A 26758-nucleotide genomic window follows, 5' to 3' on the forward strand; every position below is an offset into this window, starting at 1 on the left:
AACGTGAAGATCGTCATTGCTCCCGATTCCTTCAAAGGCAGCGTGTCGGCAACAGAGGCGGCTCTTGCCATTGAAAAGGGGATACGAAACTATCTGCCTCAGGCCGAGACGGTATTGGTTCCTGTCGCCGACGGGGGAGAGGGGACGATGGAGAGTCTGGTAGCTGCAACACAGGGGAAAAAGGTACCAGTGAAGGTAATGGGGCCGTTGCACACCCCTGTCAACGCCGCGTATGGTGTACTGGGCGACGGAAGAACCTGTGTGATCGAAATGGCGTCAGCCGCAGGCATGTACCTGGTACCTGAAGAGCGGAGAAATCCGTTGGTCACCACCACCTATGGCATGGGTCAGATGATCAGGAAAGCGCTGGATGAGGGCTATCGCCAATTTATTCTTGCGATCGGGGGCAGTGCAACCAATGACGGCGGTATCGGCATGCTGCAGGCACTGGGGATGAAGCTGCTCGATGACTCCGGAAAATGTGTGGGGGTCGGAGGGCAGGAGCTTCTGAGGATCGCCCGCATCGATGACAGTGATTGGGATAAACGCATCGCCGAATCCACATTTCTCATCGCAAGCGATGTGCAAAATCCTCTGGTTGGAGAGAATGGAGCCAGCCGCGTGTTTGGGCCGCAGAAGGGGGCCACGCCGGAAATGGTGGATCTGCTGGACAGAGGATTGCGTCATTGGGCTGACCTGGTCGATGACAAGACGGGAATCCGCCTGCACGATCTGCCAGGTGCGGGTGCAGCGGGCGGGACTGGCGGCGCGTTACTGGCCTTTTTTCCCGCCGTCAGGAAGCGGGGGATCGATGTCGTCATGGAGTATGCGGGATTGAGAGAAGCTCTGCGAAGTGCCGACGTGGTCATAACGGGAGAGGGACGGATCGATTTCCAGACAGCTTACGGGAAGACGCCGATGGGCGTGGCGCAGGAAGCAAAAAGGCTGGGCATCCCCGTCATCGCGCTGGCTGGTTCAATCGGCAAGGGGATCGATACCCTTTATCAGTATGGCATTACCAGCGTTCACAGCATCGTAAACGGACCGATGAGCATCGAGGAAGCCATGGTAAGAGCGGCTGAACTATTGGAGCAAAAAGCGGAACAGGTGATCCGCACGATATTTCAGTGAAAAAACGGGTTCAAACATCTATATGATTTCCACTTTCGCACATTGAATATCTATGCCAATTCTCACGGAGCAAAACTTGACTAATTACGGCTTTTTAGATAGGATTTCTTATACATTTTTTTACATAACCCGCTTTTTTAACTGGAGGTGAAATGGTGGAATTTGCATTTGACCATCTGGTTCATTTCGTTAACGATCCCAAACGGGCTGCTCAGTTAATGAGAGAGTCCGGGCTTCATGCCGTAGAAGGGGGGCGGCATACCCAGTGGGGCTCGTATAACTCCCTTTGCTACTTCGACTTAAGCTACATCGAATTTTTGGGATTGGATAACCCGGGGCTGGCCAAACAGGTGGCAGACAACGATTTGATCAGGCAGGCGACACGGGAGCTTCCGGCAAGAGAGGGCTTGGCTCGCATCGCGATCAGAACCGGAAATATCGATGAGGCGGCTGAACGCATACGCGTGCTTGGGTTTCGCGTAACCGGTCCGTTTCCCGGCAGCCGAACGCGCGATGACGGCACCGTAATCAATTGGTCCATGTTTTTTATCAGGGATGAAGGTTCAGAGCTTCCCCTGCCCTTTGTGATCCAATGGGGACAAAGCGATCAGGAAAGGCGAAAAGATCTGGAGCAGCGCGGTGTCATCCGTGCACATCGGCTGGGGCAAATTTCTCTCAATCAAGTTGCGTTTGCCGTGCGCGATCTAGAGCGGACGGTTCAAACATGGGGTCGGTTGTTTGAACTTGAACAGGGTGAGGCGTTTTTCGATCCAACTATGAATGCAGAATGCAGAATACTTAAACTGCGCGGAGGGGATTTGCTGTTTTGCCGCCCTGTCGGTGAAGGGGTGGTTTCGCAGGTGTTGCACGCCGCAGGAGAACGACCTTTCCTGGTCCAACTAACAGGTGCGGCAAACTCGCAAACGTTGAATCTCTTCGGCGGCATGTATCAATGCACATAAATATTCGTCATTCAAACAAATTTCCTGTAAAGGAGCAACTGGAAATGAGGAAAGATCGTTAATGCCCTTCCAAGCAGAAGGGCATTAACGATTCGTCCAGAATTTCAAGAAGTTCCTTTAAAGCATTTTCACGAACGCTTTGGCGGTTTCTTTTTGCATGTTGGGCCCGGGGAGCTTGCGGCTATCTTTGGAAAAACTCGATCCATTCCTGCTCGGGACCATAAATGAAGAAATAACGGTATCCGTTCGGGAGCGTGGTGATTTCCTGATCGATAAACGTTACTTCGAGTTGCTTCAACCGATTCCATTCGGCTTCAATATCGGGAACGTTGACGGCAAAGTGATGCACTTTTCCTTCTGCAGGAAGCTGATCGTTGTAGCCTTGAATCAACTCGATTTCAGTTTCGTCTTCGCCGTGGAAGCCGAGGAAGGCCAATTCAAAAATACCGTTGGTGTGCGTTAACCTTCCCTTCAGTTCAAGACCAACAATTTCGGTGTAAAACTTCAGGGTGGCTTCAAGATCCTTCACAATAACGCCTACATGATCGATTCTTTTTTTGGACATTGTACATGCCTCCTTTAAAGATAGAAAAAGCATCCGGTCCCAGCTTGACGGGCATACAGATGCTTTTGGTTTGTCCAATCAGCATATCATATGAATTTTTTATAGATTCATCCTAATCAATCAATTCCGGGTTGTCAAGTAGGTTAATCTCGCCCTGCTGATCGCGCAAACAAACGATTGACAACGGTATGCCAGGCAATATAATGATAATTAATATCCGACCAATTGAGTAGGAATAAAAATAACGGTTAGCTGACTGGACAGCCGGAAGCTCCATGAACGTTTGCTTCGCATACGCTCATGGGGTTTTATTTTTTCATAAAAGGCAAGGAGGGCGTTTTAACAGCAATTTCAAAGAGTTTCAGCGGTCCTAGGAGCAGCCTATGAGCAAAAAAACAAAAGGAGAAAGCAGAAAGAGAGGGTTGACAGATGAAAAAATGGGTGAGCCTCATACTGGTAGTTATTGTCTTGGGGTTGTCCGCATGCACGAACGAACAAAACAGCTTTCCCGATCCGCAAAAATCGAGCCAAGAAACAACTTCGGCAAGCGCAAATGACGGAAAGACCGCAAACGGAGCAACCGGTCAAAATGCGGGACAGGCTTCGGTTCAATCCGCGGATATACCGGAAAAGCTGAAAAAACCGTTGAACATCGCACTCGTCACCCGAATCACGAGCGGAGCGTTTTTCGCTCAGTATAATCAAGGGGTGAAAGATCAGGTCGAAGCATTCGGCGGAAAACTGAAAATTTACGATTCCAACAACGATTTGGCCAAAATGGCTTCGAACGTGGAAGCCGCGATCAATGAGAAGGTGGATGCGATTCTCGTCAATAACGGCACAGCCCAGGCGCTGGCGCCGGTGGTACAGAAGGCTTTGGCGGCAGGCATTCAGGTAGTGGCATATGACAGCGATTTGAATCTGCCGGGCGTAACCTCGATCGATCAGGACGATTACTTGCTGGCCTGGCAATCTTTGAAAAAGCTCGCTACCGATTTGAACGGAAAAGGAAATATCGCCGTACTGTGGGTAGCCGGTTATCTGCCGATGGAGCGCCGGGAGGTGATGATTGAAGCTTTCCAAAAACGTTATCCGAACATCAAGATCGTATCCCGTTTTGGCAGTGTGACGTCCAATACCGCATTGGACACGCAAGCGCAAGTGGAAGCCTTGCTGAAAAAGTACCCGGAACAAGGACAGCTTCAAGCCATCTATACGACTTGGAACGAATTTACGCGCGGTGTGCTTCCTGCCTTGGAGCAGGCGAAAAGAACGGATATTAAAGTATACGGTATCGACCTGACGGAAGAGGATCTGCCGTTATTCCAAAAAGAAGGCAGCCCTTGGGTAGCCGCGTCTGCGACGAACCCGACCGATATCGGCCAAATCCATGTTCGACTCGTTTATCAAAAAGTAGCGGGTGAAACCGTACCGGACAACGTTTCGATTGAACCGCATTTGATTCTACAAGCCAATTTGCCGAAAGAAAAAATCGCCTTCAGCGATCTGAGCAAATACGTGCCGGGATGGGGAAGCTCCGATGCCGCACGTTCGCCATGGATGGATACCTTGGCGAAAGGAGTCGGCAAGTAATGCTGGCGCTGCGCAATATTCACCACAGTTTTGGCGATAACACGGTGCTGCAGGATGTCACACTGCAGGTTCGTTCCGGAGAAGTGCACGCTCTGCTCGGGATGAACGGAGCGGGAAAAAGCACCCTTCTCCAGATCGCCGCCGGCGTTCTCGCACCGCAGAAAGGTACGGTGGAGATTGACGGACGCGAGGCCAATTTGAAGTCACCCGCCGATGCTCTGCTGAAAGGCATCGTGTTTCTGACACAGGAGGTAGACCGGGGACTTGTCCCCCATTTATCCGTTCACGAGAATTTGACGGCCGTTCTGTTGAAGAATGAACGCCGGATCTTGTTTCATAAGTCTACCAACCGAGAACGTGCGCGTGCGCTGCTTGCTCAGTACGGTCTCGACATCGACGTGAACCGTTCCGTCTCTTCCTTGTCGCTGTACGAGAAACAGATGCTGTCAATCATTCGGGCTGTCGCAGGCAATGCGCGCTATCTTTTGCTTGACGAACCGACGGCTTCGTTCGACCGCAAGGAAACGGAGCGTTTTCACCGAATCGTCGCGAAGCTCAAAGAGCAGGGAATCGGGATTGTCTTTATCTCACACAGGCTGCATGAAGTGTTCGCTTTGTCGGACCGGATCAGCGTACTGCGGGGAGGCAAACTGGCGCTGCAGAAAAACACCGGAGAGACGACTTTGGAGGAGACGGTGCATGCGATGACCGGCAGCGATGCGGGCAAAGCGCGCCGCGAGACTACCCGATTGGGACCGACGCAGTTTAAAGTGGACGATTTGCGTTTGTGGAAAGAAGGTCCGCCGCTTTCCCTTGAACTCAAAGCCGGAGAAATTGTGGTCGTCTTCGGGCTGCTCGGCAGCGGAAAAACGACGCTGGCGGAAACGTTATTCGGCGTACACCGGGCTTATCAGCCGATCATCAAGGGCACAGAGCGGTTGATCAATGGAACGCGCAGCGCCGTACGTAACGGAATCGTGCTCATTCCGGAAGAACGGGGAAAGCAGGGAATCTGGAAGAGGCACGATATACGCACACACTTGGCTCTCTCCTTTAAGGGCTGGATCTCCAAACGGAAGGAAACGGCATACAGTCGGGAAGCCATTGAGTGGTTTACCATTCGTCCAGCCTCTCCCTCGTACAAGGTTGGCGCCTTGAGCGGCGGCAACCAGCAGAAGGTCGCCATCGCCAAATGGTTTGCGGCCGATCCGGATGTCGTCATTTTCGACGAGCCGATGAAAGGGATCGATGTACTCGCGAAGGAGACCATATTTCAAATGATCGAATCGCTGGCGGAGCAAAAGAAATCGATCCTTTACCTGACGGCGGAACCTGATGACGCCTTGCGCATCGCCGACCGGATTGTCATCCTGTCGCGGGGCCGCATCATCCATCAATTGCAGGCATCGGAAGCGAATGCGGAGCGTTTACTGAGATTGGCGGAAATGGAGGAGAATGCTTATGGAGTTCGCTAATATCGAACAACGCAAAACGAACAGAGTCAACCAGCCTGCGGCGGAACTCGCATTCCGTTACGGCGCCGTCATCATCATATTGGGCGTGATCGCCTTCTTTTCAATCATCAACGAGCACTTTTTTACTTATAGCAACTTCAGCGATATTTTACGTTCCATTTCAATTGTCACGTTCTTGGCGTTAGGGGTGACGTTCAGTCTTGTCGTGGATGGCTTCGACGTTTCGGTCGGCTCCACCACAAGCCTTGCAACGATTGCGGCAGCATCCGCTTTGGTGCTGCATCGCCAGGAACTGCTCGTTACGCTCCTGATCCCGCTCCTTTGTGGTATACTCGTCGGGCTGCTGAACGCTTTTCTCGTTGTGAAAGTTAAGCTGCCGGATTTGCTGGCCACGTTGGCGGTGATGTATGTCGTCAACGGCGTTCAGCTTACGTATACGAAAGGCTATTCCATATACGAAGGTATGCCCTCTTCCATCGGCACGCAAACCGGCCATTTTATCCCCTCCTTTCTGTTCATCGGGCAGGGGGAAGTGCTCGGTATTCCGGTGTCCGTCATTCTGATGCTGGTATTTGTCGGATGCGCCTACGTCTTCTTGGAATACACGACGTTTGGACGCAGGATGTATATGGTCGGCGACAATCCGGAGGCAGCAAATCTGTTCGGCATTCCGGTGAACCGGTACCGCGTTTTTGCCTATGTGGTCAGCGGGTTGTTCGCGGCGATCGGCGGTATCGTGCTGGCAAGCCGAATCGGGACCGGACAAGTATCCGCCGGTGCGCCGTTGTTGATGGATGCGGTGGCGTCGGCCTATATCGGATACGCTTTGTTCGGAGAGAAGCGGCCCAGCGTCATCGGGACGCTGCTCGGCTCCATTCTCATCGGCGTCCTGCTCAACGGACTCACGATGATGGATGTTCCGTACTTCGCCCAGGACATCGTCAAAGGCGGCATTCTGATCGTAGCGTTGGCATTTTCATTTTTGCGTAAAGACAAGAAGGATTGATAGGAGGAAGCAGAATGGAAAAAAGACAGCTGGGAAAAAGCGAATTATACGCATCCGTAATAGGCTATGGAGCCTGGGCCGCCGGTAAAGTGGGATGGGGGAATGTGTCCGATCGTGAAATCGAGCAGTCCATTTGGCGCGCTTATGAACTGGGCATCAATTTTTTCGATACGGCGCCGGTGTACGGGTTCGGCGAGTCAGAGCGTGTATTGGGGAAAGTATTGAAGCCGGTCCGCGACAAAGTGATCATCGCTACCAAAGTGGGATTGTCTTGGACGCATCCAACATCTCTGATCAAGACGTAAGAAAACAATTAAATTCGCTATTCGCGGAAGGACAATTCGAACAGAACGTTGCGAAAGCGGAAGCGCTGAAGACTTTTGCCGAGAAGTACGGCAAAACGCTTGGCCAGGTGGCGATCAATTGGCTTCTGACAAATCGTGCCGTCACCACCGTTATCGCGGGCGCCAAAACACCCGCACAAGTGGAGGAGAATGCTGCCGCATACGGATGGCATTTGTCGCCGGAGGATTTCGCACAGATCGATAAGTTGTTTCAGTAACCTTAACTGTAAAACCGGAACATAAGGGGGCTGTCCCAAAAAGTTTAAGACTAAGGGATAGTGAACTTACCCCTGTCAAGTAGACAGCTTGAATAAGTTGGATCATGCAACAGCCTTATCCCTATACTCTCTAGGGGTAAGGTTGTTTAATTTCTTCTGGAATGGGTCTGTCAATGATTTTGTGTAAACTCCAATAGCCGTTAGGCTCAGCGGATCAGTTGGCGATGGTAGCTCCCGATGACATTGGTTGTGTAGATCAGTTTGCGAATCTCGGGGGAGGACGTGAAGAAGGTGGAGATTTCCGCTCATTTTGTACGCTAGGAACGGGCAATGATTTGGTCTTCGATACCCGTCACGTTGCTTTGGTTCTTTTTGATGATGGTCAGCTCAAACTCTCCGTCTTGGTCACGCGGAACCTGAATGTCTACATCGCCGTACTCGGAACGCACCTTTTTCTAGCTGTAACCGTTCCGGCTGTTGGTGGTTTTCTTAGTGCTATGTTTTCACCACCACCTCAACCCTTTTGATATTATTCCCTTTGTTTTTCACGTTCACAATGGAGAATGCTCCTATTTCTCGGGTACTTCGTACATGAGTTCCGCCACACGCTTGTTCATCGATGCCCTGGATCGCTACCAGCCGCACCTGTTGAATGGAAGCGGGGAGCAGATTGACAATGGTTTTGATCGAGCCGGGAATCTTGGCGATCTCTTCGCGAGGCAGAGTACGGGTTGTAACTGGATGATCCTCCTCGATGATCTGGCGAATCTCGTTTTCAAAATGGGAAAAGTATGCTTCGGGAACGTTCTCTTCAAACTTGAAATCGATACGCGCCCGATCCTCGTAAATCTCATTGCTGGCAGCCAGCGCGCCAAACGTATTGTACAGATGGCCTGCGATGACGTGCAGAAGCGTATGGTATCTCATGAATGTGTACCGTCTGTCCCAATCGAGCTCCGCTTCCACACTCCCTGGTTTCAAATGGGTTGCATCATGCAGATAATGGACAATTCGCCCATGTTCCCGCTTCACCTTGACGACATGAAAGAGATGACTCCCCTGTCTGATAATCCCGGTGTCGGAGGGTTGGCCGCCCCCTGACGGATAAAAGATGGTTTGATCCAATATGACCTTGTTTTCCATGATTTCCGCAATGGTGGAGCGGCACGATTTCAAGTAACTGTCATGTAAGAACAATTCTTTTTCCATTGACGTTCTCCCTTACGATGTTATGGTTGACACAACGATCACAACGGCAAAATAAATCAAGATACTCCCTAAACATCGATCAAACCAGTAATGGTATCGTTCATAAAATTCCCTGAACGTTCGGTAGGAAATGACAGCAGACAACGAAACAAACCATAAGCCCACAGCGACAACGATTTCCAAACCATAAATCCAGCGAACCCAGCTGCCCGTATCGGTGGAAATAAATTGAGAAAAAATGCTCAGGAAAAACAGCGCGGCTTTTGGGTTCAGCACATTGCATAGAAAGCCTTCGCGAAATCCCTGCAACAACGTTTTGGCCACAGTTGTTTGTGGGGTATCTGTTTGACGGGGGCCATTTGGCGGTGCGGACCGAATCGCTTGAAAGCCAAGCCATAATAAATAAAGAGAGCCCATCAGCTTGATTGTCAGAAATATGCTCGGAACTTTTTCCATGATATACGTAAAGCCTAAAATCGTATACGTAATATGTATGAACAAGGCAAAGGCAATCCCGATAGCCGTAGCAATCCCGATTCGGCGGCCAAACCCCAGACTGTTTTTCATCACGACCACAAAGTCAGGACCGGGAGACAGAGCAGCCAGAATCCCGATGAGAAACACCTCAAAAAACAACATCACCATCTCCTCATTTTTTCTGTAACAGCTTGTTTGTGATAAGATAAAAAAGATCTGGATCTCCTTTCCAAATCTCCTCTACATGTTCTGCACCCAACTTTTCAGTCATCACTTTCATCATGATATCGTGACGAATATATTCTTTGGCGAGCAGCACCAACAGAGGGTCCTCCGTGTGCAGGGCAGACGGAATGGTTTCCTGGGAAAACCCGGCGATGATCACCTCTTCATGATCACACACGACGACGGTCAACCGCTGCCCTAACCGCTGCTCCTCGACAGCAGCAGTTGCATGGGGATGATAATAGGTCTTGCCGAAATCGCTTGTCGGTTCGCAATCAAAGAGGAGGGAGTATACGCGCACTCCTGCATCCAGGGCTTTTTTCGCGTACGGCTGTATCTCATCCACCTCGGAATCCCACAAGGACAGCCACACTTCATGCCGGGCTTTCGAAATCATGGCCTTCATTTTATCCATAATCGGCATTCTTTCTTTAATATGATGAATGACATGTGCTTCCGGAGGGGATTCCAGCGTTTGCAATTTTTCTTCCAGATAGTTGAACGTTTGCTCTTTTTCTTCCCGTAAACGTCCAAGAAATTCCTTGGGAGGTACAGGGGTGTATGTTAACGGATCAGAAGGGATTTCATGAACGGCACCTTGAGAGACAAGCTTGTTGATTGTCTGATAAATCATGGACCGCGGCACGCCGCTTTGCTTGCTTAATTCATAACCGGTAACCGGCGATCGTCTCAGCAGCGACAAGTATGCCTTGCTTTCATAGTTTGAAAAACCGATTTTCATCAGGCAGTCGATCAGTTTATCCATGAAAACCTCCATAGTAGTAGTTATGCTTATAACTACTATATTACAATGGATAAAGAATTTCAAATGAATGCGAATATTGCAAAACGCTCCAATATATCATCGAGCAGCTTGAGGAGGGATCCCGATGATGTTAAAAGATGTGATGTCTCTGGTCCAAAACTGTCTGCGCATGTCGGACAGTTTGCGGACAGCGATTCAGTATCTGAAGCAGAGCGGGTTCGACATTCTTCCCGTTGTGGACGAGTCAGAGCGGCTTGCCGGTGTGTTTACCCGTTCGATTCTGTACCAGATGCTGCTTCAGGACTTGCCGTTGGAAACAGCGATCGGGCCTTACATCAAACAGGAGGCGGTTGCCTATCCATACGACACGCCGTATGAAGAGATCAAGGAGATTGTCAAAAACAGCAGGGTGGGAACAGGCGTCGTCCTTGACCATGATCGGCATGTACTCGGGCTGGTTACGAAAGCAGACATGATCATGTCGCTGTTTCGCGCATCGCAGTCCTTGCAGGAACAGCTGGAAGCGGTGCTTCACTCCTCCCATCTGGGAGCTTTCGTGACGGATGAAGAAGAGAAGATCCTGTTTGTCAATCAGGTCCTGTGCAGGATGCTGGGGACAGATGCGGAAAGCCTGATTGGCCGTCCTTTCCGCTCGATCCTGCCCAACCTGGACGTTACGCCCGAGCTGATGAAGAAGAGCTGTCGCGTGGCAGTCGGCCAGGTACGCGCGGTGATGCGTCTGACGCGCTACTCGACCATGAAAGGCCGCTCCGGTTTTATCGGTCTATTGCAGGATGTTTCGGACCTGGAGGAAATGGCAGCAGAACTGGAAATGGCGAAAAAGTGGCAAAAGCTGCTGGATACCACGATTGAACACGCGTATGACGGCCTGGTGATGGTCAATGAGAAAGGGGAGATTACCTTCCTGAACCAACCGATGGCCGAGCTGTTTTCCGTGCAGAAGGAACATGCGATCGGCAAACCGGTCACACAGATTTTCCCCCAACTGGACCTGATGCGGACATTGGAAACGGGCGTGGCTGAATTGAGCGATGTGCTGGAATGCAACGGCATTCGCTATCTTGTGCAGAGTATTCCCGTGATTCAGGATGGCGTCATCATCGGGGCCATCGGCAAGATTCTCTTCCGGCGGCTGAGCGAAGTGCGCGATGTGCTCCGCCGGCTCGATGTCCTGGAAAATCAGGTGGCCTACTACAGGGAACAGGTAAAGCACGCCCATGCTGCCCGATTTACCTTTGACCAGATCATCACGGCCGATCCGGTGATGGAGAAGATCAAACGGACCGCCTACAAGGCGGCGAAAGGGCGTTCGACGATCCTCCTTCGCGGTGAGAGCGGCACCGGCAAAGAATTGTTTGCCCATGCCATTCACAACGCGAGCGCCCGAAAAGACGGCCCTTTTATCACGGTAAACTGTGCGGCGATTCCGGAAAAATTGCTGGAATCGGAGTTTTTCGGGTACGAGCCGGGGGCTTTTACGGGCGCGGAAAAAAGGGGAAAGATCGGCAAATTTGACCTGGCCAACGGCGGCACGCTGTTTCTGGATGAGATAGGCGACATGTCTCCCAATCTGCAGGCCAAGCTTCTGCGTGTCCTGCAGGAGAGAGAGTTTTATCGGGTGGGTGGAACGGAACGGATCCACATCGATGTCCGGATTATCGCCGCCACCCATCGGTCGTTGGAGCAGATGGTCGAAAGGGGAGAATTTCGCGAAGACCTCTTTTACCGGTTAAATGTCATATCGTTCGAGATTCCTCCCTTGCAACAAAGACGCTGCGATATTCTGCCGCTTGCCCGCATGTACATCAAGGAACTGAATCAGCAGATCGGCACCAGCATTACCGGCATCGATCCGGCTGCGGAAGAGATCCTGCTCAAGTACCATTGGCCGGGAAATGTGCGCGAACTACGGAATGTGATGGAACGGGCGATGACGTTTGCCGAGTACGGCAAAATTCAGCCTTCCGATCTGCCTGATCACATCCGCCAAACGGTTCAGGAAGGGAAGACGGGAACGGGGAAAGGTGCACGTGAGAAAGGCAATGTGGGGAGAACGGACGAAAGCACGTATCAGCTCGGGCAGGTGCTGGAAGCGGCGGAGCGGGAGATGATTCTGCAGGCCCTTCACGCGTCTGGAGGAAACAAATCGCGCGCCGCCAAATTGTTAGGGCTCAGCCGTTCCGTCTTGTATGAAAAACTGGCGAAGCATCGCCTTTGAAGTGTCCGGAAATCAGGACACTTTTTGTTTGGATTTCGGACAATCATACAGATGGTACCCTGGACATAGAATGGGGCTGATGTATGAGACTCCAGCAATGTCGAGCGAAATGTTGGGATGACTGAATTTGGTATAAATATTGCTAATATTCATAATACTGATGGCGCGCTGTTGTCAGCTTCATGGCGGGATGGGGCCGGGCGAGCTCCTTGGCACGATTGCGAATATTCATATGCGGAGTCATCAGTATCATCTTGATGAAAAGGGGGATGTTCATGGACATCGGAAGCTGTTTGGCAAGGAATGCGCGCAGGCATCCGGACAAATGGGCGCTGACCTGCGAAGGACGTTCCTACACGTACGGTCAATTTAACCGTGAAGTGAACCGATTGGCAAATGGCCTGCAGGCGTTGGGGGTTCAAAAAGGCGAGAAAGTCGCCTTGATGATGCAGAATTCCGATACCTTCGCCATCTCGTTCTTTGCGGCAGCGAAATTGGGAGCTGTGCTGGTTCCCGTCAACTTTCGCCTGACATCGGGAGAGGTCCGATACATTCTGGAACATTCCGATACCAGCCTGGTTGTGTGTGACGCGGAATACGGCGACTTGATCGAAGAGGCTCGGCCGGCCGCCGTCAAACAGGTGATTGTGGCGGGAGTTCCCACCGTTTCCGGCCATCTCGCGTACCAACAGGTTCTCTCGGAAAATGAGCAGGAGCCGGATGCAGTCGTTCATGAGCGGGATGATCTGGAGATTCTTTATACATCCGGCACGACGGGACGTCCCAAAGGAGCTGTGTTTGATCATCACCGGATTTTGCAGGTTGGCGTGAAGATGATGGCATTGGTCGGTCTCCAGCCCAATGACCGTTTGCTGCATCTGGCGCCGCTGTTCCATTCGGCGCAGCTCAATCTGCTGTTGCTGCCGGGGTTCTTTCTGGGTGCCAGCCACGTGATTCACCGCCATTTTCATCCGCTCGAAGCCCTGAAAGCGATGCAGGAACACAAGATTACCTTTTTCTTTGGCGTGCCGACGATGTATACCTATTTTCTGCAGGTGCCGAATCGGGAGCAGTTTGATTTGTCTTCCGTATCGCGCTGTGCGTACGGGGCGGCGCCGATGGCTCCCGAGCTTGTGAAGCAAAGCATGGCCTTGTTTGGAACCGATCAGTTTTACAATTTTTGTGGATTGACCGAAGGGGGCCCCGGCGGCATCTGTCTTACGCCGGAGGATCACAAGACGAAGCTGGGGGCGAGCGGCACAGCGATTTTCCATACGGAAGCACGGGTTGTGGACGACCTGGATGAAGACGTACCGCCGGGCAAAGTAGGGGAATTGGTGCTGCGCGGGGAGACCATGATGAAGGAGTACTACAAGAACCCTCAGGCAACCGCGGAGACCATGCGGAACGGTTGGCTTCACACGGGCGATCTTGCGGTCATTGATGAAAACGGTTACATTACGCTGGTCGATCGGAAGAAAGACATGATTATCTCCGGCGGCGAGAATGTCTACTCCGTCGAGGTGGAGCAGGTCCTGTACGCTCATCCGGGCGTATTGGAAGCGGCCGTAATCGGGGTGCCGCATGACGTGTGGGGGGAGATGGTCGCTGCGGTGATCGTACCCAAACCAGGGCAAACCATCACTCTGGAAGAGCTGCAGTCGTTCTGCCGCAAGTCGCTTGCCTCCTACAAGATTCCGCGGGCGATGTTTCTCGCGGAACAGCTGCCGCGCAATGCCTCGGGAAAGATCTTGAAATACAAGCTGCGGGAGGAATGGAGAGAACATGCCGGCAAAAGCGTTTCGTAAGCGAAGCGACCGTACGCTGCAAGAAACGGGGGGAGAGAAATGATCGGGATCGTCTCTTACGGTGCGTATGTGCCCTATCACCGATTGGAACGAAAGAAAATGGCGCAGGCGTTTGGCGATCGGCCGTCATCCGGTGAAAAAGCGGTCGCCAATTTCGACGAAGACAGCGTGTCCATGGGCGTAAATGCTGCGCTCGACTGCCTTGCCGGTTTTGATGAAAAAAGTGTGGATTGCCTGATGTTTGCCACGACAACGGCTCCCTATGACGAGAAGCAATCTACGGCAACCATGGCGGCTGCTCTCGATCTGAAGCCAAGCATCCGCACCGCAGAGATAACGGGTTCCCTTCGCGCATCCGCCAGCGGACTGCTGGCTGCCGTCGATGCGGTGGCATCCGGGGCAGGCAGCGCGCTCGTTGTCACCGCTGACTGCCGCCTGGGAGCGCCGCAGGGGGCCAATGAACAATGGTTCGGCGACGGCGGGGCCGCGTTTCTCATCGGTCAAGGAAAAGATGTGATTGCTCACGTAACGGCCGCATACAGTCACACACACGAGCATATCGGCAGCTGGCGAAGCAGGGGAGACGCCTTTGTAAGAAGCTGGGAAGAGCGGTTCGTTCAGAACATTTATGGGGAGACCGTGGCAGCCAGCGTGCGGGGGGTTCTGGAACAGAGCGGTTTGGCACCGGCTGATTTTGCCAAAGTGGTGATTGCGGGACCGGCTCCACGCGCGCAGTGGTCAGCGGCGGCCAAGCTCGGGTTTCGCAAAGAGCAGTGCCAGGATACGCTGGCCGAAACCATCGGCATGGCCGGAACCGCCCATGCGCCCATGATGCTGGCAGCGGCATTGGAAACGGCCAATCCCGGCGACCGGATTTTGTATGTCAGCTATGGGGAGGGAAGCGACGCCATCGTCTTTGAAGTGACCGATGCGATCAGACAGCTTCCTGCGCGCCGTGGAATCAGTGGACACCTCGAGCCCAAGAACAGTGAACTGCTCTACCACCATTATCTGAAGTGGAGAGGGATTCTGCCGACGGAACCGGCTCGCCGGCCGGATACCCCACGACCATCCGTTACCGCCATGTACCGCAATTACGAGCAGAATCTCGGTCTGTACGGTTCCAAATGTTTGGCATGCGGAACGCCGCAGTTTCCGCAGCAGCGCGTTTGTACCCGGTGCCAGGCCAAAGACAGGATGGAAGCGTACCGTTTTTACGGAAAACCGGCGAAGGTTGCCACTTTCACGATTGATCATCTGGCGGCCAGCCCCGCTCCCCCGACCGTTTTTGCCGTGGTCGATTTTGCCGGAGGCGGACGCATGCTGTGCGAAGTGACGGATTGCGACCCGCACGAGATGCGCATCGGCATGGAAGTGGAGATGACCTTCCGGCGGCTGTACCAGGCAGGCGGGATTCACAACTACTTTTGGAAAGCGAAACCCAAACGTCAGCCGGGGGGCAAAGGAACGGAGGGAGAATCATGAGCAAAAAGGGGATTACAGACCGTGTCGCCGTTATCGGGATGGGGTGCACGCGCTTTGCCGAGCATTGGGACAAGAGCGCGGAGGATCTGCTGGTAGAGGCGGCCTATGAAGCATTTGCCGATGCCGGGGTGGAACCAACCGATATCGATGCGTGCTGGCTGGGTACCTTCGCTTCCGGCTTGTCAGGGTTAACCCTGTCCGGTCCTCTCAAGACGCAGTATCTGCCCGTTACCCGTGTGGAAAACATGTGTGCGACGGGTTCGGAGGCGTTTCGGAACGCTTGTTACGCCGTCGCGTCAGGCGCATACGACATGGTGCTGGCCATCGGGGTGGAGAAGCTGAAAGATTCGGGCTTCAGCGGTCTGGCCGTTCATGAACCGCCTTCCGATGGCACAGCGCCGGGGATTACTGCTCCTGCAGCCTTTTCCTTCCTGGCGCCGGCTTATTTCGCCAAATACGGGCTGGATGAGCAGACAGGCAAGGAAGTGCTTGCCCGCATCGCCTGGAAAAATCATCGGAATGGTTCGCTCAATCCCAAAGCGCAGTACTGTAGCGAAGTCCCGATGGAATCGATTCTGAAATCGCCCATGGTGGCAGCCCCTTTGGGCATAATGGATTGTTCGGGTGTTGCGGACGGCGCCGCTGCCGCGATTCTCGTGCGGACGGAGGATGCGCATAAGTACCGGAAGGACCCGATGTACGTGAAGGCGTTGGCCATCGCTGCCGGCCCGGGTGACGGGCGCTTGACCCAGGATTTTGATTTTACCTCCATTACGGAAAATGTCCGGGCGGCCAAGGAAGCATACCGGCAGGCGGGGATCACCCATCCCCGCAAACAGATCGATATGGCGGAAGTGCATGACTGTTTTACGCCGACGGAACTGATCATCTATGAAGATCTTGGATTCAGCGAGCGCGGCCAGGCCTGGAAAGATGTCCTGAACGGCGTGTTCGATCTGGAAGGGGAACTTCCCGTCAACCCGGACGGCGGCCTGAAATCCTTTGGACATCCGATCGGGGCCAGCGGACTTCGCATGCTGTATGAAATGTATCTGCAGCTGCAGGGAAGGGCCGGCAAGCGGCAGCTGCCCAATCCCAAAATCGGGTTGACGCATAATCTGGGCGGCTTTCCGTGGCAGTGCGTCTCCTTTCTGTCCATTGTGGGAAAAGAGCTTTCGTGAGGGGGAGAATCATGAACCACTTGTACTTGCGTGACGAGCATCGGCTGTTTCGCAGTGCGCTGCGAAAATTTCTCGAAAAAGAAGCGGTTCCTTACTACGATCAATGGGAGCAGGAACGCATGATTCCCCGTTCCTTCTGGAAGAAGATGGGGGAGCAGGGCTATCTTTGTACAGGCGTTGATGAGAAATACGGCGGTGCCGGCGCGGATTGGGCCTACTCCGTCGTGATCAACGAGGAGCTGGAGCGGGTAGGGTCCGGCCTGGTCGGCATCGGACTGCACAATGACATTGTGGTTCCCTACATTCAATCCTATGGAACCGAAGAGCAGAAGCAGCGCTGGCTGCCGGGATGTGCGCGCGGTGACATCATTACCGCGATCGCGATGACGGAGCCTGGCGCCGGATCGGATCTGGCCAGCATCAAGACAACCGCGATCCGCGACGGAGATTCCTATATTCTCAACGGGCAAAAAACGTTTATCACCAACGGCATCCAGGCCGATCTGGTGCTGGTCGCGTGCAAGACCGATCCGAAAGCGGTTCCTGCTCACAAGGGAATCAGCCTGATTCTGGTGGAACGGGACACGCCTGGTTTCTCCCGCGGACGCAAGCTGGACAAAATCGGGCTGCACAGCCAGGATACGGCGGAACTGATTTTCGAGGACTGCCGGGTTCCGGCAGCGAACCTGCTGGGGCAGGAAGGCAGTGGCTTCCGCTACATGATGGAAAAATTGCAGCAGGAGCGGCTGGTGGTCGCCATTGCAGCCCAGGTTGCGGCGGAAGAGATGCTCAAGATGACCATCGAATACGTGAAGAGCAGGGAAGCGTTTGGACAGCCGATCAGCAAGTTTCAACACACTCAGTTCAAAATCGTGGAGATGGCAACGGAGATTGAAATCGGCCGCGCGTTTCTTGATCAGCTGATCGCCGACCATATCCGCGCGCAAGACATTGTCACGAAAGTGTCGATGGCCAAATGGTGGACGACGGAAATGGCAAAACGGGTGGCCGCGCAATGCCTGCAGCTGCATGGGGGATACGGCTATATGGAGGAATACAAGATCGCGCGCAGGTATCGCGATATTCCGGTATCCGCGATTTATGCAGGCAGCAATGAGATCATGAAAGTGATTATTGCCAGGAACCTGGGATTGTAGCGAAAAACATGCGAGGTGACGGCTAATGAGCAAGGATGTTTCCCGATTGATCGGCTATGAGTTTGAGCCATACCGTTTTGTGGTGGAACGGGGGAAAATCAGGGAGTTTGCCCTGGCGATTGAAGATGACAATCCCATCTATGTGGATCGGGCAGCGGCCGCGGCGGCCGGTTTCTCCGATGTCACGATCCCTCCCACCTTTCCGACGGTGATCGACATGTGGGGCGGCCCCGATTTTTTTGCCCTGGTGGAGGCTCTCCAGCTTGATCTGTTAAAAGTTCTGCATGGCGAACAGGAATATGAATACCTGGGCGACATTTATCCGGGGGATGAGATTCAAGCCAGGACCAGAGTGGCAGACGCCAAAACGAAGGCAGGCACAAGCGGCGGCATGCACCTGATTACCCTGGAAACCCGTTATGCCAATCAGCGCGGGGAAACGGTACTGATCTCACGCTCCACCATCGTCGAGCGTTTTTGAAAGGAGGAAGGATGGATGGATCAACAGGCAGCGAAACCGGATATCGGACAAGAGCTTCCGGAGGTGAAAAAAGGGCCGGTCACGCACACGCAGCTGGTGAAATACGCAGGCGCGTCCGGTGATTTTAATCCGATTCATACGGTGGTTCCCGTGGGCGAACAGGCGGGGCTTGGCGGCGTGATTGCGCACGGCATGCTGATTATGGGGTTTGCCGGTCAAGCCGTTTGCACCTGGTTTCCCCGCAAACATTTGCGCAGATTCAAGGTTCGTTTTGCCGCGATGACGAGACCGGGCGAACAAATATCGATCACCGGCAGAATCATCGAGCAGGTAACGGTGGGAAATGAACAGCGGCTGCGCTGCGAAGTGGTGGCGCGCAACCAACATGGGGAAGTCAAACTGAAGGGCGAATGTGAAGTTGCACGAGAGGAGCATGCAGAATGAAAATGCTGGAAGGAAAAGTGGCGATTATTACCGGATCGGGGAGAGGAGTAGGCAGGGCAGCCGCTGAAATGTTTGCCCAGCATGGCGCTGCCGTTGTCGTCAACGATCTGGATGAACAACCGGCGGCTGAAACGGTGGCAGCAATCCAGGAAAAAGGAGGGAAGGCCATCGCGGTCGTCGGGAATGTGACTGCCCCCGATTTTCCCAAACGGATCATCGCGGAGACGATTGAGGCGTTTGGCAAGCTGGATATCTTGGTCAATAATGCCGGGTACACGTGGGACAGTCTGATCCACAAAATGACGGACGAACAGTTTCAGGCGATGCTTGACGTCCATTTGATCACCCCGTTCCGTCTCATCCGGGAAGCCTCCCCGTATATGCGCGACGTAGCCAAACAGGAAATGGAACAGGGCATCCAAACCTACCGCAAGATCGTCAATGTCTCTTCCGTTGCCGGCATCATGGGCAATGTCGGCCAGGCGAACTATGCTTCTGCCAAGGCGGGTGTCATCGGCTTGACGAAGACGATTGCCCGGGAGTGGGGCCCGTTCAATATCAACTGCAATGCGGTGGCTTTTGGCTTGATTGATACCCGTTTAACCCAGGAAAAAGAAAAAGGGGAAAGCGTGCAGGGCGTGTCCATCGGTATCCCGGCAAAAGTGCGCCAGATGTTTGAACAATCCATTCCGCAGCGGCGGGCAGGTACGCCGGAGGAGGCGGCGGCATCCATTTTCTATCTGGCATCGCCGCTGTCCAACTATGTCAACGGCCATGTGGTTCACATCAACGGCGGGTGGTATACCTGATGCTGCACGGCATTCGAGTCGTCGACTTTACCCGTTACCTGCCGGGTCCCTTTGCAACACTCCGGCTGGCTGACATGGGGGCGGAAGTGATCAAGGTGGAGCCGCCGCATACCGGTGATCCCGCGCGTCTGATGGGGGATCAGCTGCAAGGAGCCGGACTGGTTTATCTTGCCAACAACCGCAGCAAGAAGAGTGTGACGATCAATCTGAAAGAGGCGGAAGGGCGCGAGCTGGCCTTTCAACTGGCCGCGCAGGCGGATGTGGTGATCGAAGGATTTCGTCCGGGAGTGGCAGACGCCATGGGAATCGGATACGACCGGTTGAAAGAGGTTCGGCCGGACCTTGTCTATTGTTCCTTGACCGGATACGGACAGACCGGACCGCTGCGCAGCCTGGGCGGGCATGATTTGAATTACATGGCGCTAAGCGGGGTTCTTTCCCAATTGCGGGATCAGAGCGGCAGACCCATTCAACCCGGCATCCAGTTTGCCGACATGATCGGCGGCATCGCGGCTTCCGAGGCCATTCTGGCCGCGTTGGTGAAAAAAGAACGGACGGGAGAAGGCTCCTATCTGGACATTTCGATGACCGATGCGATGATTGGAATCATGACCGGACATGTCATGATCCAGCAGGTGACCGGTCAGGAAAGGGGGGTTCCACAACTCGGCGGCAGCCTCATCTCCTACTACCTCTATGAAACCAGGGATGGCCGGTTTGTCAGTTTGGCGGCGCTGGAGAAAAAGTTTTGGGAGAACTTCTGCAAGGCCGTCGGACGTGAGGATTGGATCGGCGATCATCTCAGCCCCACCCATGAAGAGAACGGAACCTTTGCCGAGATCAGGGCGCTGTTCAAGAGCCGTACGTTTGCCGAGTGGTCGGAATTTTCAAGAAAAGTGGACTGCTGCATGGCTCCCGTTCTCGATCCCGGCGAAATGGTGAACGATCCATACGTGCGAGAAAAGGGGCTGGTGTCCGACATCGAGAGCAGGGAATGGGGCCGTTTGTGTCAGGTGGCAACCTCAGCGGGCGGATTTGGCGCACAGCGGCGGCAGGAAGAAGTCACACCGCCGCCTGCCCTTGGTCAGCACAACCTGGACGTTTTTCAAACCGTTTTGAACGTCTCGCCCAAACAGCTTGAAGAATGGGCAGAGCGAGGAATTATCTGATTCATGGACGTGTAGGAAGAAAAAGGGGGATGAAACGCAATGATGAATGTTCCACTCACACTCCGCTCGATGCTTGAACGTGCGGAAAAATTTTTCCCCAGGAAGGAAATCGTCTCACGCACTTCATCCGGCATTTTCCGATATACCTATGCCGAATATGGAAGGCGGACACGCCGCTTGTCCAGCGCGCTGGCGTCGCTGGGCGTAAAGCGGGGGGAACGGGTGGCTACCTTTGCATGGAACCATCACCGCCATCTGGAAGCCTATTTTGCCATCCCTTGCATGGGGGCGGTTCTGCATACCATCAATATTCGCCTGTCGCCCGAACACATCATCTACATCGTGAATCACGCGGAAGACCGTGTGATGCTGGTGGACGAAGATCTGGTGCCCATCCTGGAAAAGATCCAGGATCAACTGCCAACGATCAAGGCCTATGTGATGATGACCGACAAGCCCGAACTGCCTCCCACCACGCTGCATCCTGTGTATTCCTACGAGCAGCTGATCGAACAGGGAGACCCTGCCTACACCTATCCGGAAGATCTGGATGAAAACGCTCCCTTGGGGATGTGCTATACGTCCGCCACGACCGGAAACCCCAAAGGCGTCGTTTATTCCCATCGCGGCATTTTCCTTCACAGCATGGCTGTCGGACTGGCGGATACGATCGGGTTGTCGGAAAACGACACCATCATGCCGGTTGTGCCCATGTTTCACGCCAACGCCTGGGGATTTCCGTTTGCCGCGGTGTGGTTCGGGGCGAAACAGGTGCTGCCCGGGCCGGGACCGACGCCGAAACTGCTCCTTCAATTGATCCAGCAGGAAAAGGTGACCTTGGCCGCCGGTGTTCCCACCGTCTGGCTTGGGGTGTTGAAAGCCATGGAAGAAGAGCAGTACGATGTGAAAAGCCTGCGGTCGGTGATTTGCGGCGGATCGGCGGCTCCCCGCAGCCTGATTCAGACCTACGAGACCAAATTCGGCATCCCGTTTTTGCATGCCTATGGCATGACGGAAACCAGTCCGGTGGCGCTGGTCTCCCGCCTCAAAAGTTATCAACAAAGCTTGTCCGAAGAAGAGATGCTGGATATCCGCGCGAAACAGGGGCTCCTGGTACCGGGCCTGGAGATGAGAATCATCGGGAAAAACGGGGAAGTCGCCTGGGACGGGCAAGAGATGGGAGAACTGCAGATTCGCGGTCCATGGATCGCGAGCGAATATTACAAGGATGAGCGCACGAAAGAGGCGTTTGAAGACGGATGGCTCAAGACGGGCGATGTGGCGGTGATTGATGGCGAGGGATTCGTGAAGCTGGTCGATCGCACCAAGGATCTGGTCAAAAGCGGGGGAGAGTGGATTTCGTCTGTCGATCTCGAAAACGCGCTGATGGCCCATCCTGCGGTGTTTGAAGCAAGCGTCGTCGGGATTCCGCATCCGAAGTGGGACGAACGCCCCGTTGCCTTCGTTGTGCTGAAGGAGGAGGCCAAGGGGAAAGTCGATAAGCAGGAACTGCTTGATTTCCTGCGGGGACAATTTGTCAAATGGTGGATTCCCGATGATCTGGTTTTCCTGGAAGAGATTCCGAAGACCTCCGTCGGCAAGTTCCTGAAACGTGCGCTGCGGGAACAATACAAGGATCATCTGGCGTCAGCCCAAAGATAGGTGAACAGCGGGATGGCCTTGCAAGATCTTCCCACCCATCCACAGGCCAGAGGATTCCAACTGGATCAAACGAAGTGGTAAAGAATGTTTGAGGCATGGTGTGATGGGGCCTGCGCGAGCGGGAACCATCACCCATGTCAGGACAGATATTCCTACAACATGAAAGCTTCGCCGGTGAAACCCCGATAATAATGGAGGTGCCCATCGTCAAATGTCGTTTCTCCTGCAAATTCATGGTAATGACTACCGTCAGGCAAGGGAATGGGCCGCCCTGTCCAGCCGCTGAAGCGATGCACATGTCCGTCGTTAAACGTAGTGGTACCTTCATAGTAATGGACGTGCTGATCGCCAAAACCTTGTGGAGGCGAGGTTCTGCCGCGCACTTGATGTCGGTGGCGATCATTGATTGTGGTTGGGGTGTCATAATCGTGGATATGACCAGGAATATCGGCAAATCTTACAAAGCTTAAGGAATGACTGTGGCCAGCCTTCATCCGGAACCGCTCCTTTGCACACCGTTTATCCTTAATAAATGCGGAATCGAGGCGTTTCGAAACGGGCTTTCGTCCAAAAATACAGAAATGAACACAACGCTTGGAAGGGACAATGACGGCGGGAGCAGCGGGGGGCAATCTTGACCACCTGTACGATGACCAAGAAGTTCGGGCCAGTATATGTACTCGGCATGTGGAAAACTGCAGGGGGAAGGGGCACTATCATGAAAGGAGATTCTGGTAACAATACCAACCTGCCCAAAGTCCGAAAACAATCCATAACACCATAATGAGGACACCCGCAATCCAATTCTTCGGTTTCCCTTTAGCCAGCAGTTCTGTTGCTCTTTCTCTGTAATCACGAATCACTTGCTCTGGAATCAGTTTTAACGCCAACCAAATTCCGAGCGGCACTAAAACAATGTCATCCAAATAACCCAAAATGGGAATGAAATCAGGAATGACATCAATCGGGCTAAAAGCATATGCGACGACGCAAATGGCAAACAACTTTGCATACCACGCGACCCTCGGATCTCTGTATGCAGCATAAAGCACATATGCCTCTAATTTTAATTTCTTCGCCTTGCTTGTTACTTTTTGAAATACCGTTTGCTTCGACATCTGGTCTCACCCAATGAATCATGTTACCGGAGTTGCTGCTCACATTCAATCTGCTGCTTCCGTCCAAAGAAAGGGGAACCTTTTTATGACACAAACTTGGCATGGAAGACGGTACGCTTGACATGGTATGATGGCTCTGCGGCAGTTTGCGAATCATTCCGTTGTTTGTGAGGGAGAAAGGGTTGAACATGGTTACAGTGCCGTATTTTTCGCAATGGGAGTCTCGTCAGTTGGTACCGGACTTTTTATCCGGGAAATTGCATCCGGCTGACGACCCCTTATGGTATTTGTCCGGTGCATCCGACAGGGATGAATATGCCCAATGGAGTTTCCATATCTGCGGCATGGCCTGTCTGAAAATGCTGCTCGCGCATTGGCAACATCGGATTATTCCGACGATCGACCTGATGAAGCAGTGCCGAGACTATGGCGGATACGTTGTCAGTGAGGACGGGACGATCAAGGGCTTGTATTACCGCCCCTTCGTTTCCTTTATCGGGGACAAGTTTGGGCTGCAAGCCGAGGTCAAGGAACATACCCCGATCGAAGAAATTGTTGAGCTGCTCGATCAAGGTCATGTGTACATTGCCTCGGTCCATCCCAGCATCCGTACGCCGGAGGTGACACCGCCCAAGCAAGGGGGGCATCTGGTATATGTGTTCGGCTGGAATGCACAACGCCAAGAGGTCGTTTTCCACAATCCTTCGGGCCACACACCCGCCAGTCAGGAAAATGTGCACCTGAGTCTTGAGGTATTTGCGCGTTTTTATGCCAAGCGTGGGATTTTGATCAAAGCGCCCGGTTTATCCAACTGAGGACAGGGGAAAATTGGTATTCACAAGGATGGAAACGCCGATGGCGGTCCTTTTTTTTTGGGTGACCACGGGGAGTGTATGGTCTGTGTTGAAGGTGTATCTGAATGGGGAAAATGGATACGTTTAATCTGAATCCGGAGATTTCGATGCTCGCCGGAAATATCCAGGCAGCAAGATACAGCTGATGCCGTAGCATTTGACGATGTACAGGATCATGATGGCCAGCGCTCCAAACAGAAAGTCGAAACCTTTTGATGTTTCGATAATCATTTTTCGCGCGATGGCAAAAATCAGAATGTCCAGCATGATGGCTGGTTCACGCTTGACAAACATCATGGCAACTTCCAGGCCGATGATGTACATCAAGGCGTTGTCGAGAAAGATGTGAAACGACTGCAGCCCGCCTTCGTAAGACACACTCCACAGTTGTTTTGCGTGCAGAATCCCTTCGATGAAGATACCGATCACCAAGTAAATGGACAACCCGATTTCGAAAATGCGGATAATGACTTCCGCAATTTGAAATGCCCTTTCCACTCTTTTTTTCATGAGTCTCCCCCCAAAAACGAACGATCAACACCTCTGTTATATAACAATATATTTAACGGCAATATGTTATTCAACAATTTTTTGATTGGCAGATGCGGCAGGGAGTCCAACTTCCATCATGCTCGCAACCCGCCTTCTCCGGGCGCTGCATTCGATATTTGAGGGGGCAGCTTCCATTTCGCAGATGGCAATATCAATTTCCAGTGAAATTTTTTGATTGCATCGCAGCGGCGGGTTTCAGCGCTTGGATGCGACGGACGATCTGCGTTACCGTTTTGCGCGGCAAAAATCTTACCGAAAATGACAGAAGACGATTCTTCATTCCCGGAATGACAATCGTTTTGCCTTGCATAAACCCGTTGTAGCCGATTTCAGCCACTTCTCGCGCATTCATGCTTCCCATCTGAAACAGCTTCGACTGCTCCAGGTTTGCCCTATCGCTAAATCCCGTGTTGGTCGGGCCCGGACATAGCGCCGTCACGGTAATCCCGGTACCTTTCAATTCATTCGCCAAGGCTTCGGTGAAAGACAGAACATACGCCTTCGTTGCGTAATAGACAGCCATGAGCGGCCCCGGTTGAAAGGCGGCTGTCGAGGCGACGTTGAGGATTCCTCCGCGGCGGGAGCGAATCATTCCAGGCAAAAAGAGTTTGGTCAATGCTGTCAATGTCTTGATATTCAGGTCGATCATGTTCAGTTCGGCCTGGAGAGCCGTGTTCACGAACTCCCCATACACACCAAAGCCGGCATTGTTAATCAGGAAATCGATATGAATCCCTTTTTCTCTTACCTCTTCGTAGATTTCGAACGCTGTGGACGGGTCTTCCAGATCTTTCACGATCACTTCGGCCTGGATCTTGTATTGTGCGGAAAGTTCTGCCGCGAGCTGCTGCAGGATTTCTCCGCTGCGTGCAACCAGAACCAGGTGATAACCGTCTTGTGCAAAAAGCTCGGCCAATTCCTTTCCAATTCCGCCTGAAGCCCCTGTAATCAATGCGGTTCCCTTCATTGCGAACGCCTCCCGTCGGATCATTCGTACCGTCAATTTATTTCAACAATGAAACCCTGGAAAAAAAACAGCATAGAACGCCAGTCCACCCTCCATTATACCAAACGCTATCATGTCTCCCAAAATCAGATTGCCGTTGGCGGACGAAAGGTGCCACCTGCCAACGGCGACCGACGGCGATCGCTGGTAGTGACTGGTATGGTTACGGAAGCAATTTCTAAAAGTGATTCTCATCAAATTCTCATTTATTATTCTGAAGAAATTCATACTCACTTTCTATAATGAGCACTGTAAGAGAACAACAAACGGGAGGTAAACGAAAATGAAGAAAAAAATGATGTTGGCTGTACTGACTCTTACGTTAATAGGTGGAACATCCTATGCGCTCGTTAATTTTGCCAGTGCCGCTCCAAAAAGTTCCCCAGTTGGAACCGTAGAAAATACAGCCAAAGATAAGCCTGCAAATGTGGCTCCTCAGCTTGACTCCAAAGTGAACGATGACAACGCAGCCCTGGATAACGACAAGAAAACCAATGATGACAACGCAGCTCTGGATAACGACAAGGAAACCAACGATGACAACGCAGCCCTGGATGACGACAAAGAAACCAACGATGATAACGCAGCCCTGGATAACGACAAAGAAACCAATGATGACAACGCAGCCCTGGATAACGACAAGGAAACCAACGATGACAACGCAGCTCTGGATAATGACAAAGAAACCAACGATGATAACGGAATGGTAAAGTAAAGATAGAATGTTTTTTCCATACTTTTTAGCTTTCAAAGCTGAAAAGTATTTCTTTTTATAAACGCTTGTTATTTGCCTCAAAATGTATAGAAAGGTGAGAAAAACAA

Annotated in this window: 27 protein-coding genes and 1 pseudogene; 19 read left to right on the top strand and 9 right to left on the bottom strand. The window is 52.7% G+C overall.

The features are described 5' to 3' along the window. The first annotated feature begins 3 nt into the window (after positions 1-3). A complete protein-coding gene (locus G3578_RS00090; RefSeq protein WP_165207494.1) occupies positions 4-1131 on the top strand; it encodes a glycerate kinase in 1128 nt (375 codons plus the stop codon). Positions 1132-1286: 155 nt separating this feature from the next. Then, entirely contained in the window at positions 1287-2093 is an 807-nt protein-coding gene (locus G3578_RS00095; protein WP_165207496.1) for a VOC family protein, read from the top strand. A 181-nt stretch (positions 2094-2274) separates the two neighbouring features. Here the strand turns inward: G3578_RS00095 and G3578_RS00100 are convergent, their stop codons facing one another. After that, complete coding sequence (locus G3578_RS00100; protein WP_165207498.1) at positions 2275-2658, bottom strand: VOC family protein; 384 nt, start codon at positions 2656-2658, stop codon at positions 2275-2277. A 429-nt stretch (positions 2659-3087) separates the two neighbouring features. Between G3578_RS00100 and G3578_RS00105 the strand changes: the two genes are divergently transcribed. Genes G3578_RS00105 through G3578_RS20780 form a run of 5 tightly spaced genes read left to right on the top strand, consistent with a single transcriptional unit; the run spans position 3088 to position 7294 of the window. Continuing rightward, the gene (locus tag G3578_RS00105) at positions 3088-4251 is read left to right on the top strand and encodes a sugar ABC transporter substrate-binding protein (RefSeq protein ID WP_165207500.1); all 1164 of its coding nucleotides are present in this window, start codon (positions 3088-3090) and stop codon (positions 4249-4251) included. After that, entirely contained in the window at positions 4251-5726 is a 1476-nt protein-coding gene (locus G3578_RS00110; RefSeq protein ID WP_165207502.1) for a sugar ABC transporter ATP-binding protein, read from the top strand. Before G3578_RS00105 ends, G3578_RS00110 begins: the two co-directional genes overlap by 1 nt. Then, positions 5713-6732, top strand: a complete 1020-nt coding sequence (locus tag G3578_RS00115; protein WP_241254381.1) for an ABC transporter permease — start codon at positions 5713-5715, stop codon at positions 6730-6732. Before G3578_RS00110 ends, G3578_RS00115 begins: the two co-directional genes overlap by 14 nt. Positions 6733-6746: 14 nt before the next feature. Next, on the top strand, positions 6747-7037 hold the full coding sequence (locus tag G3578_RS20775; RefSeq protein WP_241254382.1) for an aldo/keto reductase: 291 nt from the start codon (positions 6747-6749) through the stop codon (positions 7035-7037). Beyond that, a complete protein-coding gene (locus G3578_RS20780; RefSeq protein WP_241254383.1) occupies positions 7004-7294 on the top strand; it encodes an aldo/keto reductase in 291 nt (96 codons plus the stop codon). Before G3578_RS20775 ends, G3578_RS20780 begins: the two co-directional genes overlap by 34 nt. 326 nt (positions 7295-7620) lie before the next feature. Here the strand turns inward: G3578_RS20780 and G3578_RS21085 are convergent. From G3578_RS21085 to G3578_RS00140, 4 genes and pseudogenes are all read right to left on the bottom strand, one after another. Then, a pseudogene (locus tag G3578_RS21085) lies at positions 7621-7785 on the bottom strand (transposase); the annotation flags it as partial. Between the two features lie 4 nt (positions 7786-7789). Then, positions 7790-8503 (bottom strand): alanyl-tRNA editing protein, encoded by a 714-nt coding sequence (locus G3578_RS00130; RefSeq protein WP_165207506.1) that lies wholly within the window; start codon positions 8501-8503, stop codon positions 7790-7792. 12 nt (positions 8504-8515) lie between these two features. Beyond that, a complete protein-coding gene (locus G3578_RS00135; RefSeq protein ID WP_241254384.1) occupies positions 8516-9142 on the bottom strand; it encodes a LysE family translocator in 627 nt (208 codons plus the stop codon). A gap of 10 nt (positions 9143-9152) precedes the next feature. After that, positions 9153-9971 carry a TrmB family transcriptional regulator gene (locus tag G3578_RS00140; protein ID WP_165207507.1) on the bottom strand — a complete coding sequence of 273 codons (819 nt, stop codon included), beginning with the start codon at positions 9969-9971 and terminating at the stop codon, positions 9153-9155. Between the two features lie 124 nt (positions 9972-10095). On the opposite strand from G3578_RS00140, the gene G3578_RS00145 reads away from it, so the two are divergent. The 10 genes from G3578_RS00145 (at position 10096) to G3578_RS00190 (ending at position 22406) form a co-directional block, all read left to right on the top strand. Further along, positions 10096-12210: a sigma-54-dependent Fis family transcriptional regulator gene (locus tag G3578_RS00145; protein ID WP_165207508.1), complete on the top strand. Its 2115-nt coding sequence runs from the start codon at positions 10096-10098 to the stop codon at positions 12208-12210. Positions 12211-12485: 275 nt separating this feature from the next. Continuing rightward, entirely contained in the window at positions 12486-14018 is a 1533-nt protein-coding gene (locus G3578_RS00150; RefSeq protein ID WP_165207509.1) for a class I adenylate-forming enzyme family protein, read from the top strand. A 39-nt stretch (positions 14019-14057) separates the two neighbouring features. After that, entirely contained in the window at positions 14058-15503 is a 1446-nt protein-coding gene (locus G3578_RS00155) for an OB-fold domain-containing protein (RefSeq protein ID WP_165207510.1), read from the top strand. Next, complete coding sequence (locus tag G3578_RS00160) at positions 15500-16684, top strand: acetyl-CoA acetyltransferase (protein WP_165207511.1); 1185 nt, start codon at positions 15500-15502, stop codon at positions 16682-16684. Before G3578_RS00155 ends, G3578_RS00160 begins: the two co-directional genes overlap by 4 nt. A gap of 11 nt (positions 16685-16695) precedes the next feature. Further along, positions 16696-17841, top strand: a complete 1146-nt coding sequence (locus tag G3578_RS00165; RefSeq protein ID WP_165207512.1) for an acyl-CoA dehydrogenase family protein — start codon at positions 16696-16698, stop codon at positions 17839-17841. Between the two features lie 25 nt (positions 17842-17866). Beyond that, positions 17867-18322 carry a MaoC family dehydratase N-terminal domain-containing protein gene (locus G3578_RS00170; protein WP_165207513.1) on the top strand — a complete coding sequence of 152 codons (456 nt, stop codon included), beginning with the start codon at positions 17867-17869 and terminating at the stop codon, positions 18320-18322. Positions 18323-18337: 15 nt separating this feature from the next. Continuing rightward, positions 18338-18766, top strand: a complete 429-nt coding sequence (locus tag G3578_RS00175; RefSeq protein WP_165207514.1) for a MaoC/PaaZ C-terminal domain-containing protein — start codon at positions 18338-18340, stop codon at positions 18764-18766. Further along, a complete protein-coding gene (locus tag G3578_RS00180) occupies positions 18763-19575 on the top strand; it encodes an SDR family NAD(P)-dependent oxidoreductase (protein WP_165207516.1) in 813 nt (270 codons plus the stop codon). The genes G3578_RS00175 and G3578_RS00180 overlap by 4 nt, the downstream gene beginning before the upstream one ends. After that, positions 19575-20744, top strand: coding sequence for a CaiB/BaiF CoA transferase family protein (locus G3578_RS00185; protein ID WP_165207518.1), 1170 nt, complete (start codon positions 19575-19577; stop codon positions 20742-20744). The genes G3578_RS00180 and G3578_RS00185 overlap by 1 nt, the downstream gene beginning before the upstream one ends. Positions 20745-20783: 39 nt before the next feature. Continuing rightward, on the top strand, positions 20784-22406 hold the full coding sequence (locus tag G3578_RS00190; RefSeq protein ID WP_165207519.1) for a long-chain fatty acid--CoA ligase: 1623 nt from the start codon (positions 20784-20786) through the stop codon (positions 22404-22406). Between the two features lie 152 nt (positions 22407-22558). On the opposite strand, the gene G3578_RS00195 is transcribed toward G3578_RS00190, so the two are convergent. Both G3578_RS00195 and G3578_RS00200 read right to left on the bottom strand, forming a co-directional pair. Further along, a complete protein-coding gene (locus G3578_RS00195; RefSeq protein ID WP_165207520.1) occupies positions 22559-22900 on the bottom strand; it encodes a YmaF family protein in 342 nt (113 codons plus the stop codon). Positions 22901-23122: 222 nt separating this feature from the next. Next, on the bottom strand, positions 23123-23524 hold the full coding sequence (locus tag G3578_RS00200; protein ID WP_165207521.1) for a YkvA family protein: 402 nt from the start codon (positions 23522-23524) through the stop codon (positions 23123-23125). Positions 23525-23712: 188 nt separating this feature from the next. On the opposite strand from G3578_RS00200, the gene G3578_RS00205 reads away from it, so the two are divergent. After that, positions 23713-24339, top strand: coding sequence for a C39 family peptidase (locus G3578_RS00205; RefSeq protein WP_165208351.1), 627 nt, complete (start codon positions 23713-23715; stop codon positions 24337-24339). 123 nt (positions 24340-24462) lie between these two features. Here the strand turns inward: G3578_RS00205 and G3578_RS00210 are convergent, their stop codons facing one another. Together G3578_RS00210 and G3578_RS00215 are read right to left on the bottom strand one after the other, a co-directional pair. Further along, positions 24463-24888 (bottom strand): hypothetical protein, encoded by a 426-nt coding sequence (locus tag G3578_RS00210; protein WP_165207522.1) that lies wholly within the window; start codon positions 24886-24888, stop codon positions 24463-24465. Between the two features lie 193 nt (positions 24889-25081). Beyond that, on the bottom strand, positions 25082-25897 hold the full coding sequence (locus tag G3578_RS00215) for an SDR family NAD(P)-dependent oxidoreductase (protein ID WP_165207523.1): 816 nt from the start codon (positions 25895-25897) through the stop codon (positions 25082-25084). 322 nt (positions 25898-26219) lie between these two features. Here G3578_RS00215 and G3578_RS00220 point away from each other — a divergent pair, with 322 nt between their 5' ends. Further along, positions 26220-26651, top strand: coding sequence for a hypothetical protein (locus G3578_RS00220; protein WP_165207524.1), 432 nt, complete (start codon positions 26220-26222; stop codon positions 26649-26651). Positions 26652-26758: the final 107 nt, after the last annotated feature.

Source organism: Brevibacillus sp. SYP-B805, from assembly GCF_011059135.1.
In the GTDB taxonomy this organism is placed as follows: Bacteria; Bacillota; Bacilli; order Brevibacillales; family Brevibacillaceae; genus Brevibacillus_F.

What these genes read in the sequence shown, in the direction of transcription:
- G3578_RS00100 (WP_165207498.1), bottom strand. Translation starts at nt 2,658, where the DNA reads ATGTCCAAAAAAAGAATCGATCATGTAGGCGTTATTGTGAAGGATCTT.
- G3578_RS00105 (WP_165207500.1), top strand. Translation starts at nt 3,088, where the DNA reads ATGAAAAAATGGGTGAGCCTCATACTGGTAGTTATTGTCTTGGGGTTG.
- G3578_RS00110 (WP_165207502.1), top strand. Translation starts at nt 4,251, where the DNA reads ATGCTGGCGCTGCGCAATATTCACCACAGTTTTGGCGATAACACGGTG.
- G3578_RS00115 (WP_241254381.1), top strand. Translation starts at nt 5,713, where the DNA reads ATGGAGTTCGCTAATATCGAACAACGCAAAACGAACAGAGTCAACCAG.
- G3578_RS20775 (WP_241254382.1), top strand. Translation starts at nt 6,747, where the DNA reads ATGGAAAAAAGACAGCTGGGAAAAAGCGAATTATACGCATCCGTAATA.
- G3578_RS00130 (WP_165207506.1), bottom strand. Translation starts at nt 8,503, where the DNA reads ATGGAAAAAGAATTGTTCTTACATGACAGTTACTTGAAATCGTGCCGC.
- G3578_RS00135 (WP_241254384.1), bottom strand. Translation starts at nt 9,142, where the DNA reads ATGTTGTTTTTTGAGGTGTTTCTCATCGGGATTCTGGCTGCTCTGTCT.
- G3578_RS00140 (WP_165207507.1), bottom strand. Translation starts at nt 9,971, where the DNA reads ATGGATAAACTGATCGACTGCCTGATGAAAATCGGTTTTTCAAACTAT.
- G3578_RS00145 (WP_165207508.1), top strand. Translation starts at nt 10,096, where the DNA reads ATGATGTTAAAAGATGTGATGTCTCTGGTCCAAAACTGTCTGCGCATG.
- G3578_RS00150 (WP_165207509.1), top strand. Translation starts at nt 12,486, where the DNA reads ATGGACATCGGAAGCTGTTTGGCAAGGAATGCGCGCAGGCATCCGGAC.
- G3578_RS00155 (WP_165207510.1), top strand. Translation starts at nt 14,058, where the DNA reads ATGATCGGGATCGTCTCTTACGGTGCGTATGTGCCCTATCACCGATTG.
- G3578_RS00160 (WP_165207511.1), top strand. Translation starts at nt 15,500, where the DNA reads ATGAGCAAAAAGGGGATTACAGACCGTGTCGCCGTTATCGGGATGGGG.
- G3578_RS00165 (WP_165207512.1), top strand. Translation starts at nt 16,696, where the DNA reads ATGAACCACTTGTACTTGCGTGACGAGCATCGGCTGTTTCGCAGTGCG.
- G3578_RS00170 (WP_165207513.1), top strand. Translation starts at nt 17,867, where the DNA reads ATGAGCAAGGATGTTTCCCGATTGATCGGCTATGAGTTTGAGCCATAC.
- G3578_RS00175 (WP_165207514.1), top strand. Translation starts at nt 18,338, where the DNA reads ATGGATCAACAGGCAGCGAAACCGGATATCGGACAAGAGCTTCCGGAG.
- G3578_RS00180 (WP_165207516.1), top strand. Translation starts at nt 18,763, where the DNA reads ATGAAAATGCTGGAAGGAAAAGTGGCGATTATTACCGGATCGGGGAGA.
- G3578_RS00185 (WP_165207518.1), top strand. Translation starts at nt 19,575, where the DNA reads ATGCTGCACGGCATTCGAGTCGTCGACTTTACCCGTTACCTGCCGGGT.
- G3578_RS00190 (WP_165207519.1), top strand. Translation starts at nt 20,784, where the DNA reads ATGATGAATGTTCCACTCACACTCCGCTCGATGCTTGAACGTGCGGAA.
- G3578_RS00195 (WP_165207520.1), bottom strand. Translation starts at nt 22,900, where the DNA reads ATGAAGGCTGGCCACAGTCATTCCTTAAGCTTTGTAAGATTTGCCGAT.
- G3578_RS00200 (WP_165207521.1), bottom strand. Translation starts at nt 23,524, where the DNA reads ATGTCGAAGCAAACGGTATTTCAAAAAGTAACAAGCAAGGCGAAGAAA.
- G3578_RS00205 (WP_165208351.1), top strand. Translation starts at nt 23,713, where the DNA reads ATGGTTACAGTGCCGTATTTTTCGCAATGGGAGTCTCGTCAGTTGGTA.
- G3578_RS00210 (WP_165207522.1), bottom strand. Translation starts at nt 24,888, where the DNA reads ATGAAAAAAAGAGTGGAAAGGGCATTTCAAATTGCGGAAGTCATTATC.
- G3578_RS00215 (WP_165207523.1), bottom strand. Translation starts at nt 25,897, where the DNA reads ATGAAGGGAACCGCATTGATTACAGGGGCTTCAGGCGGAATTGGAAAG.
- G3578_RS00220 (WP_165207524.1), top strand. Translation starts at nt 26,220, where the DNA reads ATGAAGAAAAAAATGATGTTGGCTGTACTGACTCTTACGTTAATAGGT.